Source organism: Variovorax sp. V15, assembly GCF_041154425.1.
Taxonomy (GTDB): domain Bacteria; phylum Pseudomonadota; class Gammaproteobacteria; order Burkholderiales; family Burkholderiaceae_C; genus Variovorax; species Variovorax guangxiensis.
Window position 1 is genome coordinate 6816471 of the sequence record NZ_AP028659.1, and the last position, 17516, is coordinate 6833986.

General features: G+C 64.9%; 1 protein-coding gene (only partly in view). It reads right to left on the reverse strand.

The window, feature by feature from the left end; genetic code table 11:
• Nucleotides 1-17516, reverse strand: the 3' portion of a protein-coding gene (locus ACAM57_RS32080) for a CARDB domain-containing protein (protein WP_369660240.1). Its footprint extends 16912 nt past the window's final position; the window shows 17516 of its 34428 coding nt (coding positions 16913-34428); its start codon lies off the right edge, out of view — the gene reads right to left on this strand; the stop codon is at nucleotides 1-3.

A 17516-nucleotide genomic window follows, 5' to 3' on the forward strand; every position in this document is an offset into this window, starting at 1 on the left:
TCACCCGCCTGCAAGTGATGCCCATTTGGCGTTGGCTGCGTGTTCGAGTTCACGCAGCCACTCATCACCAAGCAGTTGGGCCCTGGACCGTTCTATCGATTCTTTTTCTTCCGAACTGCGGCCTGCGGTCGGCGGCAAGACTGCGAATTGAAGAATCCCGGTCGCAGCAACAATCGGCGCGCTCACCGTGATATGCGACGGTGCCGCCGTACCGCTTGTGGTCGTAGTTGTCGTCGCCTGCGCCGCAAATGCGACGAACGGATTCACCCCCACAGGCGTCGCCACGGCGCAGCCGCTCACCACCTTCACTGCAATGGCCTGCGTCACCGTGGCCTTGGCTCCGTTGCTGTGCTCTTCACTCGAAGCTTGCAACTGAAGCTGCAACGTCCCCGTAAAGTTCGACGGCGGCTTCATGCCCAGCTTGCTCCAATCCCAGCCCGCGAGGTCGAGCGCTAGGTCTGCTTTGTTGACCGTCGTGCTGCGCACGCCGTCGCTTACCACCGCCCCGACGGGCAGCCCCAGCAGTTCCAGCTTCAGCGTTTCGGACCCATCCGTATCGGTCAGTTGCGCATCGATGCGTGGCAGCGCAACGAAGGTATCGGCGAGCCCATAGACCGTGCCGGTCCCCACTGGCAAGGTCTCGACGATGCGGAGGTCATCGATCATCGCGCCGCGGCGGGCCCATGCACCGCTGCCGCCTTCGAGTTGCACGCGCACCGTGCGCGCCTGCCCGTTGCCGGTGAACTGGAAGCTCAAGACCTTCCAGTCGAGCGCGCTGTTGCTGCTGGTGTTGGCGTAGGTCGCGATGCGCACGCCATCGACATACACGCCGATCTGCGTGCACGAAGCCGCCAGGCCCAGTGTGCCGGCGTAGTCCAGCGTCAGCGTGTAGACGGCCTGTTCGATGGTCTGCACCTCGCGTTCGATGCCCAGCGTCTGGTAGGGCTCGTTCGTGCCGTTGGTCAGGCCCAGCCAGGCGTTGCCGTTGCCTGCGGCAGGCCGTACAGGAACCAGGGTGCCTGCAGCGTTGCGCATCCGGTCGTTGGCCGCCCAGATCTCGAAGGCGCCGAACTTGAAGGACGTCGGCTGAACCAGCTTCCAGCCCTGCAGGTTGCCGGCGTAGACCGGATTGGCGCCGCTGGTCCAGTTGGGCTCGTTCTCCCAACTCGTGGCGACGAGTTCGCGGCTCAGCTCCACGGTGCGTGCAGACAGCGTGAGCGTCGGCGCGTTTGCCACCGCGGTCACCTCCACATCGAGAGTCTGGGTGACGGTTGCCCGTTCGCCCGTGGCAGTTTCTATGGCCGTGGCCTGCGCCTGGAGCGCGAGCTGGCCGCTGAAGCCGGCCGGAGGACGCAGGCTCAGCGCAGACGTGTTCCAGCCGCGCAGGTCGGCCACGCGATGGTCGTCCGTCACGGTGAAGCTTCGCGTGCCGTCCGACAGCACGCTGCCGATGGGCATGCCCACCAGCGTCAGCACGAGCGACTCCGAGCCGTCCGTATCGCGGAGTGCGGCCGACAGGCCCTGGAGCAGGATCGTTGCGTCTTCCTGTCCATGGTTCAGGCGTACGCGCTCGGTCAGCGCGATGTCGTCGATCATCATCCCGCGGCCGCCTGCGTGCTGCGCAGTGGATTCGCTCACGATGCGAATGGCCTGCAAGCCCCCAGAGCCCGTGAAGCTGTAACTCGCAGTCTGCCAGTCGAGGGAGTCGGTCGAACTCGTGTTGTCCAGGCTGGTGATCTTCACGCCGTCGATATAAACGGCGACTTGCGTGTAGGCGCTGCTGAAACCAAGTCGGCCCGCGACGTCGAAGCTCAGCGTGTAGCGCGCACCGGCCGTGGTGGCAACGCGGCGCTCGATACCTAGCGTCTGATGCTGGCTTCCACCCGCGTCGTTGAGTTCCAGCCAGTTCTGTCCGTTGCCCGCGGCAGCGCTCACAGTGCGCCGGTTGCCGTGCACGTCGGCCATGAACTCGCCCGTGTGCCAGATTTCGAAGCCGTTGTTGCCCCCGGCCAGTCTGTCGCCCGTGCTTACCAAGGTCCACCCGTCGAAGACCGGTCCTGCGATCAGCGTTTCGGCATAGGCCGCAGCCTCCCAGCCGGTGCGGAAGAGCTCTCGCTGGCGGTACACCATTTCGGTCAGCGCGATGTCGTCGATCATCATGCCGCGGCCGCCCGCCTCCTGAGCGCTGCTGTCGGTGACGATGCGGATCGTCTGCGCTGTGCCAGTGCCCACGAAGCTGCAGCTCAGCGCACGCCAGTCGAGCGCTGAAGAAGAACTGGTGTTGTCGAAACTCGCGATCCGCACGCCGTCCACCAGCACCGCGATGCGTGTGTAGGCGCTGCTGTAGCCAACGCGCCCTGCCAGGTCGAAGCTGAGCGTGTACTCGGCTCCGGCTTGCGTACTGACTATGCGTTCGATGCCCAGGGTTTGGATCTGCGTGCTCGCGTCGTTGAGTTCCAGCCAGCGCGTGCCATTGCCTGCAGCGGCCTGCACCGTGCGCAGGTTGCGCGACGCATCGCTCATGCTGTCGCCGGTGGCCCAGATCTCGAAGCCGTTGGTGCCTCCCTGTAGCCTATCGGTGCCGGCAACCAGCGACCATCCTTCGAAGCTGTTGCCGGGTACCAGAGACGAAGTCTGATCCAGGTTCGGGCCGCTCTCCCAGCCGGTGCGGAACAACTCGCGCGTGGTGCCGATGCTGCCCTCGAGTTGCAGCGAAGGGGCATCGGCCTGCGCCGCGAGGTCGATCGTCAACCAGGCCTCGCCGCTGGACAGCCGGCCGTCGCTCACCGTGTAGCCGATGCGTGCATAGTGGGCCTTGCGATTGCCATAGCCTTCGTGCGCATAGCCAGGCCCGCCGGATGCATCGGCAGCGGGCACGAAGCGCACGCTGCCGGCATCGAACTGTGCTTGAGATAGGAGCTGGCCCACCCGGACGACTGTCCAGATGCCTTGTGCATTGCGCACCTGCAACGCGCCGTCGGCTGGGAGTGCCGTGAGCTTGACCACCAGCATGGGGCTGTCCACATCGTGCGCCGCAAGGTCGCTCCAGCGCAGCGGCAATGCCGTATCTTCGATGCCCGCGGCGATTCCACCGCCAGCGGTTGGAGCGTCGTTGACGGGGGCCACGACCAGCGTGAGCGTGGCTTCGTTGGAGACGAACTGGCCGTCGTCGAGCGTGAAGCGCAGCATGTCGGTGCCGTTGAAGTCGGCCGCGGGCGTGTACACGAAGCGGCCGTCGGCGCGGCGCACCAGCGTGCCGTGCTGCGGCCCCACCTTGACGATGGCCGAGAGCGCATCGCCATCGGCATCGCTGCCGAAGCTGGTGAAGTCGATCACCAGTCTGCCGTCTTCATCGAGCGATACGCTGGCTTCGCGCGCCACCGGAGCGACGTTGGCAGGCTCTACCATCACCGCGATGCTGCCCGCCGACGCGGAGAGCGCCTCGCCGTCGCTGACGAGCCAGCTGAAGCTGTCAGCGCCAGCGTAGCGGGCATCGGCCGTGTAGGTATAGCTGCCGTCTGCGTTGGCCAGCAGGCTGCCGTGCGCGGGCTGCGACACCCATTGCACGGACAGCGGGCCGCCTTCGACATCGGTGGCGCCGGCCAGCGGATTGAAGGTGAACGGTTTGCCGGCGACCACGCTGACAACTTTGGCCGCAGGCACCACCGGTGCGTCGTTGACCGGGCGCACCGTGAACGACACCCTGGCGATGTTGGATACGCGGCCCCCGGCATCGACGAGCCGGTAGCTGAAGCTGTCGGCGCCGAAGTAGTTGGCTTCGGGCACGTAGCTGAAGCTGCCGTCCCCGGCGATGCTGAGTGTGCCGTGTGCGGGCTCTTTAACGCGCTCTATCCGGTCGATGGCGATGCCGCCGGTGATGTCGTTGCCCAGCAGGTTGCCGGTGGCGGTGGTGTCTTCGTCGGTAATGATCGCGTCGTCGTTGGCGACCGGGTCGCTGATGGCGCGGATGTCGCGCAGGGTCACGCTGCTTTGCGTCGCGCCGAAGCCGAGCAGGTCGAAGGACAGCAGCACCGGCTTGCCGGCCAGGGCTTGCGGCAGGTCGATGTAGTAGGTTGCGCTGGCGTCGGTGTTGACGATCTTGCGTACGCCTTGGGCCAGGCGTTCGGTGCCGTTGGTCTGGAGGTTGAGCAGGGCGTCTGTGCGGGTGAGGCCGACGGTGCTGACTAGGGGCAGGCCCGTGTTGGCGTCGAGCAAGGCGACTTCGAAGGCGTCGGAGGGTCCGTTGGTGTTGGCGGCCAAGCTCGAACGCGCGAGGTTGAAGCTCAACATGCGATCGTTCTCGGTCAGCGTGAAAACACGACTCACATTCGTCTGCACAACCGAGCTTTCATTCAGCGTCAACTGGGTGGAAGTGCTGTCGACGTTGGCGTTGCCACGGCTGCTCCAACCATCGACCGCCTGAGCCTGAACGATGCTCGTCACCGCTCGCGCCGGTGCCTCCAGGGCGAGCGTCACGCCGATCCTGACGAACGTGCGATCAGTGCCCAGCGCCAGCAGCGATGCGATGTCTTCCACGGTGGGTAGCCGTCGCACCCCGGGAGTGAGGTACTCGGCCATCACGTCGTCGTCTCCCGCCGCATGCTCCAGGCCCGCTGCATGACCCATTTCGTGGATGAGCACGGTCAGCAGGTCCATCCGGCCGTAGGCCGCGCTATCGGCCTGGGCCTTGAACTCGTTGAACGAGTCGCCCGGACCGAATTCTTCCTGGCTGGCCGGCGTGCCATCGACATACCAGCCCCAACCGGCACCACCCGCCGAGAAGGTGATTTGCCGGCCGATGGTCACCGCGGCCATGCGCGGGGCCAGGGTGTCGATGTTGAAGACGATGCCGTCCAATTGCGCGGCCGTGGCGCCAGCGTCGAGCCAGTATTGGCGCGCGATGGGGAGCAGAGCCTGGACGCTGGAATCGGTGAGCTCGTCCAGACTCGATGCATTCCCTTCGCCTTGGGCCTGCAACCAGGCAACAGGCGTCGATTTGGGTGGGTAGAGCTTGATGATCGGCGAGACACCGGGGCGCAACGGCCCATTCAAGCGCTGTGTCCAGATGCCAGTTTCAGCGACGTATACCTGACCATAAGTGAGTTGATTGAAGCCGGTATCCGGAAAATCAATGACTCTGAAAGAGCCGTCGACCTCGGCCACCAGCAGTCTCTTCAAGCCGGGTAGAGGGCCGTTGAGGGGAGTAACCGTAGCCACGCCACCCACCGTGTCCGTATAGCTCGCGGTCTTCTCTCCCCGCAGCACTTCCAAAAGGGAATCTAGCGTGACTCCGGTGGGCAATCTCTCCATATCCAAAACAATGGCAGAGGACTGGCGTTCGCTCTTGCTCGAAAGCGTCTTGACCATCATGCCCAACGAGCCACTCGCCTCGGGTTGGTAATAGTCCACCACCAATCCATTAATGCGCGTATCAGTGGAGTGCTCCAATACTTTGTCGGGATACCCGATTGGCTTTCCTTCTGCATTCAGTTTGCCCAAGGTATTTGAGAAATAACCTTCAGTCGAATTGGCGTTTACGAGGTTTCTCTCCGGCAACGATGTCGCTTTTACTTCTCCACTCGCGAGTTTTCTATCTAGTGTTTGCTCCCGCAGTTGAATTCTCGCCTCTCCGCTGAGAGGCGTTCCGTCAGGCTTAGTCAGCTCAGCGGTACTTTTGTACAGAGGCGTCCATTCTGGAGAAGTATTCGCCACTTTGTTCAAAGGCACGCTCGATACATCGAGTTTGGTCTTGTTGTGAACCCAGAGTCCACTCCAATGAACAAAGTAAGTATGAAAGTCTTCTACCTCGAGATTGAACACCTCGCAGTCGTAGCGCAACACCTTTTCAATAAATTCCAGCTCTGCATAAACACCGTCGTACGTCTGCAGCACGTCGCCCAGCTGAAGGTCACTGACCCTTACCCAACCCTTTTCTTGCACCCAGAAAGGATGTTCTCCGGTTACATGAATAAGGCCGTACATAGATCCAATATAAGGATCTATTTCTGGTCCATATTTGCAGGAGATCGTATAAACCGGCGCAAATCCATGCGCGAATACTTTCGTGACCCGCTTGTACGCCATTTCGCCCGTCTTCTCGCAGCGCGAAAGAACCTTGTCGCCAACCTCGATGTGCCCTATTGCCCTTAGCTTGGCGCCCATCACATTCACAGTATCGACATGAACAGCGGTGTCGTCAGCGAAGCAGGTGCCCGCAAGTTCCGCATTCCGCATCGCATCGGCAACCGCCGCTTGCTGAGATCGCAGAGCTTCTTCCTTGGGGCAATTGGTGTTGTGCACCCACACACCCGCATCGCCCACGTAGTACGTGTGGAATTCCTCCACCTCGAAGTTGTAGACAGGCGTGAGGTACGGATCGCCCAATTGCAGTTGTTCGAGCTTCGATGACTGCTCATCGCTGGCCAGCATGATCTGCTTGCTACCGATGTCCAGCACGATGCCCAAGCCCGCCTTGTCGTCCGCAGCGAAGGCGATATGCGCGTACTGCGTGCGGCGCACCAGACCGGTCGCGTGCACGGTGGCCTTGCGGCCATCGGCCAACTGCAGCACGAAACCTCGCTCGAGGTATTCCGCTGCCATCCAGTGGCCGCCTTCGGTCAACGGCGCTTCCACCCAGAACGGATGGTTGGGTGTCGCGATCACCGTGATCAGGGGATCCGCCTCACCCGCCTTCACTTGCACCACATGGACACTCTGGTCCAGGAACGCCACGGTATTGATCACCGGCCGGTGGCCCTGCTCGCCACCCAACTCCGGTTGCGACAGCACGCGCGTGCCCACGCGAACCCGCTCGATCGGCACCAATCCCTTGTCGGTATGAACCAGCGTGCCCGCCGCGAAGCAGAAAGACACTCGACCGGTTTCAGTCACCTCCATCATCCCTTGGGCCGCCTTGGCATAGGCCTCCGCAGTTACCACGCGCCCCTCGGAAATGGGCACTCCGTTCGCATCCTTGCGGGCCGACTCGATGACGTATTCCTTGGTGTTGATGGCCTTGGATTCGAGAGAACGCAGCGGCGTTTCCTCGATCACGCCGCGCCGCATCTGCTGCTGCAGGAACTCGACCTGCTTGACCTTGAGCTGCAATTCCCGCTTGGCCGCCGGAGTTTCACCAAATCGCATGCTGCCGAACAGCGCCAGCATGTTGTAGGCCTCATTCCGCAGCGCTTCGTAGTTGCCTTCGACCAGCGCCGAGCCCATCTTGTAGAGGCCTTCGGCCCCCATCGTCACCGGGTTGTACTTCAGGAAGGCCAACGCCACGTGATTGACGATCTCGCTCGCCGAAGCATCGCTCGCGAGCAGTTTCGTGAAGTCCGTGTGATCTGGCAGCTTGATCGTGTTTTCCGTGGCAAGTGCCTTGGCAAGTGCCACCGTTGCGTTGGTCTGGATCAGCGTCAGGCCACCAATCAAACCATCGACCGCTTGCGCTGCACTGGCCAGGTTCTGCGCAACGATGCCGCCGCCTGCGGTGTCGTATGCAATCGTGCTCAGTACGCGCTGCGCGTCGTCAATCTGTGCCAGCATTTCGGAATTGTCGCTGCCGAAGATCGCCAGCGCCGAGGCGCCGATCGAAGAGCCCAGCGCCACGAGCTGCGCCGTGGTGCGGATCATGAAGGTGTTCAGTGTCCCGTTACTCTTGTCCAGTTCCGGTGCACTCAGAGTCGGGACCTTGGCCGCGACCGCCGCAGACTGCGCCGCCGTGTAGACGCTTGGAGCAAGCTCCTTCAGGAACGGCAGGTCCTGCAGGGTCAGCGTGGGCAAGGCCTGTCTGGACGAATAGGTGCCAATGCCGTAGATCCAGCCGAACAGCTTTCCATCGCCTGCCGTGTCGTAGCGGGCTGGGGTGACGGCCGGGTACTGCTTGCTTTGCGAGCCGGTGCCGTCGCGGTCGATTGGCGTGGTCAACGGCCTGCCATTGGTTTGCGCATCAAGCGCGGCCTGGATCAGCTGGCCGGCGTTCCACACGAAGATGGAGCGATACATCAAGTCGGAATAGATGTTGCCCGTGTATTGGCCCGAGGTGTCTTCCACGAACCCTCCTGCGTAGAGCATGCCGTTCTGGTCCAGGCTCATCTGATCCAGAGCCACGCCCGGGATGGGCGTGGTGGCGCCGAGATAGACCGGCCCGCCCGCGGTGCCGAACGGGTCTTCGATGACGCCGATCTTGCCGCCGATCTGCTTGCCCAGCCCGTAGTTCTCGTAGTCCACGAAATGAACGTCGTTGAAGATGAAGTTGTAGTCTGCAACCAGCGCATAGGTCTTGCCCCGGTAGTCGATGACCACGGTCCCGGCGGCGCGCTGGATGTTCTGCTGGTACTTGGCCTGCAGCCAGCCCGGCACGTTCTCGGGCTTGAGAGCCGTGTCCGCCGCCTTGGCCCTGCCGGTGAGCTTGCCGGTGGCGGGGTCGGTGCCGAAAGTGATGCCCGCGGCGCCCTTGTTGTAGTCCTTGGCATTGGAGACCAGGAACTGGCCGCGCTCCTGGCCGCTGCCGATGTACAACGGCCCCTTGCCGAGGTAGGGCGACGGGTAGGCCAGCAGGTCCAGTTTCACGACATAGGCTGGATCGATGTTGCTCTTCGCATTGACGCCGTAGAGATCGATCACGTACACATTCCCGGGTGAAGGCACCGGGTAGTTGTTGAGGCCGATGCGACCGGCGGCCGCAGTGACTGCCAGATAGCGTCCGCTGTTGATGGCGATGTCCCCGAAGCCGAAGGCGGCCTCGACGCCAGGGATGCCCAGCGATTGCTGCTTCTTCAGGAAGTCCGGCCCCGAATCAACGTTGATGCGGATCAACCGCCCGCTAGCGCCGGAGCCGCCCCTCTCTGCCACATACAGCCACCCGTCATGGAACAGCAGACTGCTGATCGGCGAGGATGCACCGCTGACCTTGAAGGTCGACACGATGTCTTGCGTCATCGTGTCGAAGACGTAGATCTTGTTGTTGCGGGCCGCGATGAACGCCAGCGTGCCGTCGTCGTTGAAGACGATCTGATGGACGTAGGAGCCCGTGAAGTCGAGCGGATTGCCCTCGTTGTCCTTGGTCACTTTGCCGATCAGCACGGGCTGAGGGTTCGTGCCGGGCTGGAAGACGCTGGCCGGCTGGAAGATGTCGATCGCGCGTGCAGTCGTCACCAGGGTGTCGAGCGACGGTGCGGTCGGCGCAACGGCCACCAGTGCACTGTAGACCGGGGCTTCCTGAGCCCGCGTGTTGTTGAGCAGGTCCCGCAGCGCTGCCTCGGTGGGCGATGCCGCTCCCGAGCCACCGCCGTTGGTTGGCTTGGCTTCGCCAGGGATATCGCTCGCGCCGATCAATCGCCGCACGCCCGGGGGCAACTCGGCGTTCATCAGGCTGTCGATGCTGCCGTCGCCGACCACGCCGAGGATCCCACCAAGTTGGGCCAGCAGAGTGGTCAACAGGTCGATCCTGCCTTCCGCGGCGCCACCCGGGATCGCGCGCGCCACCGTCGAGCCCGCATACGCGTCCAGATAGTTCGTGTCGGTGTCTGGATCGTTATTCACATACCAACCCCATCGCGCCGCGTTGGTCGACAGCGTGATGGTCTTGCCGTTGACCAGCGCAACCATGTTGCCCGGAAGATCGGCGATCCGGATCGTGACGCCTTCCAGCGCCCTCATGTCCGCTCCGGCCTGCTGCCAGATCAGCCGCGCGGCGGCGAGCGCCGCCTGAGCGGTACCGGCCGTCAATTGCGCAGCGTCGGCATGGGAGCCCACCGTTGGAGCCAGAACCACCGGCGCGTTCTGTTGCAGCAGGTTCAGTTCCTCTTCGAACGCGGACTGGGTGCTTTCTTCCTGCTGGAACCAGCCGGGCGGCAGCGAGACGTTGGACGAACGCTCGATGTACATATCGTGCTGCGACAGCGCGACGCCTTCGGGCAGCGTGAACTTCAGCGTCCCGTCGGTCTGAAGCGAAACCTCGAAGGCCTGCCAGATCAGCCCATTGACAGGTGCTGTAGCCGATTTCGTGACCCTCTCGATCTGGTCGCCGATCGGCACTAGCCAAAGCTTGAGCTTGAACAGCCCGGGCGATTGGTAAGGCGGAATGAAGTTCAAACCACTCACCGTCAACTGCCGGGTCGTCGGGTTGTACTGCACTCCGGTAATGGCCGGCTTGGCCAATGGCAGCGAAGGAGGCGCCGGGATGCTCACCGATGAGTTGGGCAGCAACGCACCCTGGGGAATCTGCAGTTGGTACGAACCGCCAACGGTATACGAGATGGCTTGAAGTGCCCCCATCTGGCTGAAAGCACCAAGCGCACCCAGCGCCATGATCGAGGTCGGCATGATCGCGGCGCCTGCCAGCGATGACCAGATGGCGTTGACGTTGATCAGCGCGCCGGAAATCTTGGCGGCGCCGGTCTGGTTGTCGATCTTGGCCGTCCCGGTGACGAGGATGTTGCCCCCGCCGGTGATCCCGACGTAGGGCGTGCTCGAGGTGCGCGCCAAGCCGTCGGCGCCAATCACGCCGTTGTCCATCAGCCACCAGGCCTTGTGCAGCACGCCATCGGCATCGCGGATCTCGCCTTCCTGCCAGAAGAAAACTTCGGTGCCGGCAGCCAAGGTCGTCGGCTGCCCAGTTGAGGGATCGATGGGGCCATCGACCTTCACCGCCAGTTGCAACGGCACCTTGGACGTGGCACCGCCCAGGTCGACGCGCACTGCAGCCAGCGGCGACAGCAGATTCGCGGCGGGCGGCGGCGTCTGAAGTGTTCCAAGGCCGATGCTGCCGATGGATGCGAGCGTGCCCTTCGACAGCGTATTGGCTCCGATCGTCAGAGTATTGCCTTGCGCATCCTGCGCAACGAGCCCGCGCTCGACGGTGGCAACGCTCAGGCCCGTGTTGGCGGCCCGGACCTTCAATTGCATCGTGCCCTGGCGGCCACCGTTGATGACCGTGATCGTCGCTTCGCCGCTGGCCTTGGCCGTGATCAGGCCATCGGCCGAGATGTCGGCAATGGACGGGGCGCTGATGAAATAGCGCGTTCCGTTGAGCGCTGCATCGATGTCCGGCCCCAGCAGGGTGCCGTCCAGCAGATGCACGTCGATCTGGCGTTGTCCGCCTTGCGAGGCCAGGTCGATGGAAACCGGATAGATATTCAACTCGTTGCCGAAGCGATCCAGATCGGGCGCGCGCAGGAAGGAGCCGACGCTGATGACGTTCTGGGTCGACAGCCCGCCCGCCCGGACCGTGATGACCGCGACGCCCTCCTTCTTTGCATGCAGGAAGCCGTGCGCGTCCACCGAGACCACATCCGGGGTGCCCGAGACGATCTCGCCATAGTCCGCAGGCAGGACGACACCTGTTTTGTCGGCGAAGTCACCCGTGATCCTCAGGGCCTGTGCGGTCCCCGTGTTCAGCACCGGCAGGCGCTCGACCTTGATGCCCACCAAGGGGGCGGAGCTGATCTGCACCTTGAGGCCGATCGGTGCGCCCAGGGCATATCCGTCATCGGCCTGTACGGTGATGACGGCCTCTCCTGCGTACCCAGCTTCGGGCGTGAACAGCACCGTCTTGCCATCACCTGCAAGCCGCGCGCTGCCATGAGTCGCCCCCGCCGCCCGCCAGAACAGCGAATCTCCTTCGTTGTCGACGGCAATCGCATCCAACGCGAGGCCTGCCGTCAGATCCTTGTGCGTCTTCAAGACCGGCTGATTGACCTGTGTCACCGGCGCCTGGTTGGCACGCCAGCCGTAGTTGGCATAGAGCACCTGACGATCGCTCGCGTTGGCGATGCCATCGCCATTGAGGTCGGCGACCGCGCCGCTCTGCACAGCCGCCTGTTCCCAAGCCGCGCTGTCGTTCGCATCGATCGTGCCGTCGCGGTTCATGTCCCCCGCCAGGCTGATGCGAACACTCGCACTTCCGTTACCCTGCAGCGTCAGCAGCTTCAGCCCCGCTTCGGTCACGCGCAGCAGCATGACGGTGCGGTCTCCGCTGGTCGACTGGCCGAGCACGGTCGCACCCACTGTCTGCAGTTGTACGCCGGCGCCTTGAACCTCGACCGCGACGATGACCGCACCTTGGGCGCCCGGTGTCTTGACGGTGGAGGCCAGCTCGCTTTCACGCACGCTGAATCCAAGGTTGACGGGCTGACCGCTGACGAGGGTTCCACTCCAGCTATTGGTGGATACCGTGGCGTTGGCGAGCCAACCAACCGCAGCACCGAGATTGGCCGTGATCGTGTCGCTGATCACGCGGCCGTCGGCGTGGTAGTCGATCATGTTGCCTGCGTCCGCGGAGTACAGGCTGCGCGCCAGCACGAGGCGGCCTTGCGTGTCGTAGCGGTACGCAATGGACTGGCTTTCGCCGCCGGTCTTGGGGCCGGACACGCGGTCCATCGCACCCGCGGCATTGCGCACGAATTCAATGCGTGCTCCCGCGTCGGCCGCGCCCACCAGCGCAACGCCGGCATTGCTGACCAGCCACTGCTCACCGTCGGCATGGCGAATGGCTTGCACCTTGCCTTGCGCATCGAGGCTGTAGCGCGTGCCATCCGGGCCGGTGAGCACATAGCCTTGCGGCACCCATGGCAGGCCCGTGGATCGGTCGAGCAGGCGCAGGCCCTGGCGCTGCAGCGAAACTGGTGCGGCTTCGTCACCATCGTTGGCCTGCAGCGTCCATCCATCGCTGGTGCTGAACACCGGCCGCACCATCACCGGTGCGCCGGGCTGGTTGTTCAGCGGCATGCCGGTCGTGCCGAGCGTGAAGCTCAGGTACTGAATTGCGGCATCCGGCTGCGAGATGCTCGACGGCACCTGCAGCCAGACGCGCGCACCTTCCATCCACGGTGCGACGGTGCCGAGCGCACTCAGACGTCCCTGGTCATGGGTCAGGCGGGTGTCGACCAGCGGCAGGCTCCAGTTGCCAAGGTCGCCGGACGTCCCATTCCGGGTGCCGAGCGTGCGCGTGAGTGCGAGCGCATGGTTGCCAAGCTGGAACACGGCATCGGTGGCCGTGGCCTGGATCAGCGTCTTGGCGCTCGAATCGACGAGCACGCGGCTGGTGATCTCGCTCGTGCGGCCCGACAGGTCCCACGCGCGCAGTCGCAGTTGATACACGCCGTTGGCCCATTGGGCCGGGTCGAGCGTGGCGAGGTCGAGCAGGCCGGTGCTGGCCGCAGCCGCATAGCTGTGCTCGGCGATGGTCTGCCATGCGCGGTCGTTCACGACGCTGCCGTTGGATGGCGCGACTTCGAGCACCCACCCCATGAGTTGCAGATCGGCGATACGGGCCTGCAGCAGCGTCGGCTGCTGCAGCGTGGCCGGCGCAAGACCGGCCATACCCGCGTTCAACGCACCGCCCCATGCGAGTTGCGGCGCGCTGGTGTCTAGCGGGTCGCGCACGCGCACGGTCTGCACCTGCGTGGAGACGAAGCCGTCTGCATCGGTGACGGTGACTTGCAGCTCGACGAGGCCCGGTGCGGTGGGCGTGATGCGGATGCGGCCCAGGCTGTCGAGCGCGACCGGCGCCCAGTCTCCCGTTCCCACGCCGGCGCCGCGCATCTGCACGGCGATGCTTGCTACAGGGCTGAAGCTCTGTGCGCGCACCGTGGCGAGCACGGCCTGGCCCGGCAACACGGGTGTGCTCGGCGTGAGGTTGACAAGAATCTGCGGCGCATTGGCCGTGGCCTCGGCCACCACGCGCAGCGTGAAGCTCTGGGTGACCGTGTTGCGGCCGTCGCTGACGCGGGCCAGCACGACGAAGTCGCCCACTTGCCCCGGGCCTGGCGTCCACAGCAGGCGTCCGGCTGCGGCGTCGTAGCTGGCGCCCTCGGGCAGGTTGCTGAAGCTCACCGTGAGGTTCTGCGTCTGCACGATGCCGTCGGCATCGCTAACGCGCAGCGCGCCCGACGCAGCCGTCGCAGCCGTCGCAGCCTTGACCACCGGAAGGTTGAAGCTCTGGCCCACCAGAAGCGCATGGCTCGCGGTGCTGATCTGGGGCGCGCGGTTCACGTCGAACACGCGCACCTGCACGGTCCGCAAGGTCGTGGCGGTGCCGTCGGTGGCGCTGAAGGTGAGCGTGAAGGCGCGCGAATCGCCGTTGGCGTTGTCGACCGTGTCAGAGTCCGGCGTCCATTCGAAATAGCCGGTATTGGGATCGAAGTTCACGCCATTGGGCGTGTTTCCGTCATGGATCAGCGACAGGCGCGTGGCATCGTTGTCGCCGTCGGCGGCGATCATCGTGAAGGCCAGGGTCTGGCCTTCCTGAACGAGCTGCAGTGGCATGGCCAGCAAGCGAGGCGCCTGGTTGGTGTTGCGCACCACGAGGTCAATCTCGCGCGCGACGGCGGCGCTGCCGTCTCCGGCCTTGATTACCAGGCGATAGTGGCCGGGCGTTGCACCGTCGGTGTTGTCGCTCTGCGCGGCAAAAAGGCCCGGTGTCCAGCGCAGCACGAGCCGCGTCTGCCCGCCGGTGCCCGCTGCTGGCTCGACGGTCATGCCCTGAGGCAACCCGCCTTGCGGGCCCTCCACGGTCCAGTTCAAGAAGTCGAGGTCGGAGTCGAGCGCTGAAAGCTCGATGGCCAGAGGTACGCCTTCGTCGGCGGTCACCGTGGTGATGGTGCCGGACAAGCCGTTGCCCTCGACGCTGCCGCCAGTGGCGGATACGGCGATCAACTGCGGCGCGGCATTGGCGGCGCGCACCACGATGCGCAGGTCGCGCACCGTGGTGTTGGGCACTGGCGGATGGTCGGGGTCCAGCACATAGCCCGAATCGGCCGGCGGCAGGCCGCGGTCGGTGACTTCGAGGCTCAGGTCGTAAGTGCCGGCCTGTGCGGCGGTCGGCGTCCAGCGGATGTAGGCGCGTCCGTACTGCGGCTCTGTGACGATGATGGCACCCGCTGGCAGGCCTTGTGCGGCGTAGTTCAGCGTGTCCTGGTCGAGGTCGCGCACCGTGATCGGAATGCGCAACTCCTGGCCGGCCACGGCGACGACCTGGCGTGGCACGTTGACGATCGGCGCCTCGCTCGGGCTGCGCACGGTCACCACGAAGCTTCTGGCTTGGGAGGCGACCTGGTTCACATCGCCGTCGCCGTTGTCCTGCGCGACGATGGTGATGTTGTAGTCGCCGCGTTGCCCGCCGGTCAGTGCATCCGGTGCGAAGCGGATCACACCGGTCACGGTGCTGCCAGATGCACCGGTTTGCGTGTAGGTCGCAAACGGCGGCAGTCCGAGCACCGTCACGGTGAGCGGGTTGCCGTCGGCATCGACGGCGCTGACCGGAATCTCCAGCACGGCGCCGCGATCGACGAAGGCGTTGGTTACGCTGCCGATCTCTGGCGCGCGATTGGCGTTGTTGACCACGATGGGCAAGGTGATCTGGCTGACGGCAGGCGTACCTGTGCCGTTGCCGTCATCGGTGGCCGTCACGGTCACGTAGTAGGTGCCGGCCTGGGCATAGCCCGGTGTCCAGACTAGTTCGAGCGTTTCGGCGTCGAAGCTGGCGCCCGGCGGCAGGCCGGTGACCTGGTAGCTCACGGTGGCGGCCGTGCTCTCGGCACCGCCAGCGGCACCTCCCGGTGCGAATCGCACCTTGGGTTCGAAAGCAGGGTTGTCGGGGTCGAACGCGAACACGCCGATGCGCAGCGCCTGGCCCTCGAGCACGTTCCAGGTCTCGACCGCGTCGAACACCGGGGCACCGTTGGCGTTGAGCACGTTCAGCACCAGCTCGCGCGTGACGGAGGTGACGACGGGGTTGCCGCCGTCGGCCGGCGTGTAGGTGGCCGTCAAGGTCACCGGCAGGCGCAGCGTACCGGCCTGGGCGAAGCCCGGCTGCCATTGAAGCCAGCCGGTTTCGCTGTCGAGCGTGGCGCCTCCGGGCAGCCACGGGCTCGAGTATTCGAGCTTGATGGTGGTGCCGTCGGCCTGCGTCAGGCCACCGGGCATCGTGCCCGGCAGCTGCAGCGAGAAGCGCTCGCCTTCGCGCAGCGTCTGCGCGAGCAGCGCGCCGAGTTCGGGCTTCGCATAGCCCTGCTCGACCTTGAGGTTGAAGCGCTGCAGCACCGTGTGCTTGCCGTCGCTGGCCACCACGGTGATGTCCTTGTACTCGCCCGCCTGGTCGTAGCTCGGCGTCCAGATGAGCAGCCCACTGGCGGCGTCGAAGCGTGCGCCGGCCGGCAGGTTGCGCAGCGTCACGGTGACGACGTCGCCGTCCGCATCCGCAGCCAGGATCGGCAGGCGAAGCGTGCCGCCTTCCGCGAGCGTGACGGACTGGATCGAATCGATCACCGGCACATGGTTGGCGCCGGCCACCGCGAGGGTGAAACGACGCAATGCCACGCCGCCGCGGCTGTCGACCACGCGCACCAGCACCTCGCTGTCGGCGCGGTCGGTGGCGCTCGGCGTCCAGCTCAGCGTGGCGCGATTGCCGTAGCCGCTGGCGGAGCTTTCCACCAGCGCCGCTTGCGTCAGCGTGAGGCCTTGCGGCGCCTGCACAAGCTCCCAGTAAAAGAGCGAGCCGTCGGTGTCGGTCGCCTGCAGCGTGGCGGTCCAGGTCTGGCCCGCGGTTGCGGGCGGCAGCACATCGGGGTCCGGCGCGGTAGATGCATCGACCAGCGCCACCGTGGGCGGCGTGTTGTCATACGGCACGGCGTAGATGCCATGGCCCAGGTTGAACTTGACCAGGCTGCTCGAGCCAGGCGTGGTGCCGAACACGCTGGCCGGGCGCACGCTCACCGTCTGTTTCTGGAGCGTGGCACCGGTGGCCAGACGGCCGCCCGCGGCAAGCAGCGCCGCATTGAGATCGATGACCCACAGATCCGACTGGTTGCCGCTGCCTTGCGCGCCGCCCACCACCTGGTCGCCGAAATAGCGGCCCGGGTCGAGCAGCAGCATCATCGGGCCGCGCAGGTCGTCGGTGCCGATGTTGGTGATGCTCACGTCATAGCTCACCTCGCCGGTCAGCCGATCGGCGCGGGTGTCCGTGAACACCAGTTGCACGACGTTGCTCAGGTCGGCCACCGCGGTGAAGGCCACCATGTAGCCCTGGTCCAGGCGCACCTGTGCCGCGCTGCGGATGTCGGGAGCGATTTCGAGTCGCCAGCCGCCGGCCGGCAGATTGGGCAGCGTGAGCACGGCTGAGCGCGAGCCCGCGTCCCAGCGAACGCTTTGAGGCTGCAGCACCAGGCTGCTGTGGGCACCAGTGGCGACCAGCCGGAAATTCGCCGGATTGAGCACGCTCGACAGATCGGCCGTGTCGATGCCGGACGCACCCGTCCACATGGCCTGGTCAAAAGTGACCGAAACCTGTGTGAGCGGCAGCGGCACGAGGGCGCCGTCCGCGATGCTCGAGGCGACCACCTTCGGCGCCTTGATCGGCGCGATTTCGTCGATGTGGCCGGTCTGGGCCACGAGGATGCGGCCGTCGGCCGTGGTCAGCAGGCTTTCGCCGCGCGTTCCGCCGCTGGCGAGCTGCAGCGTGCGCCGGCTTTGCAGCTCGACCATCCAGACGCTGCTGGAATGGGACGCCTCCGAGC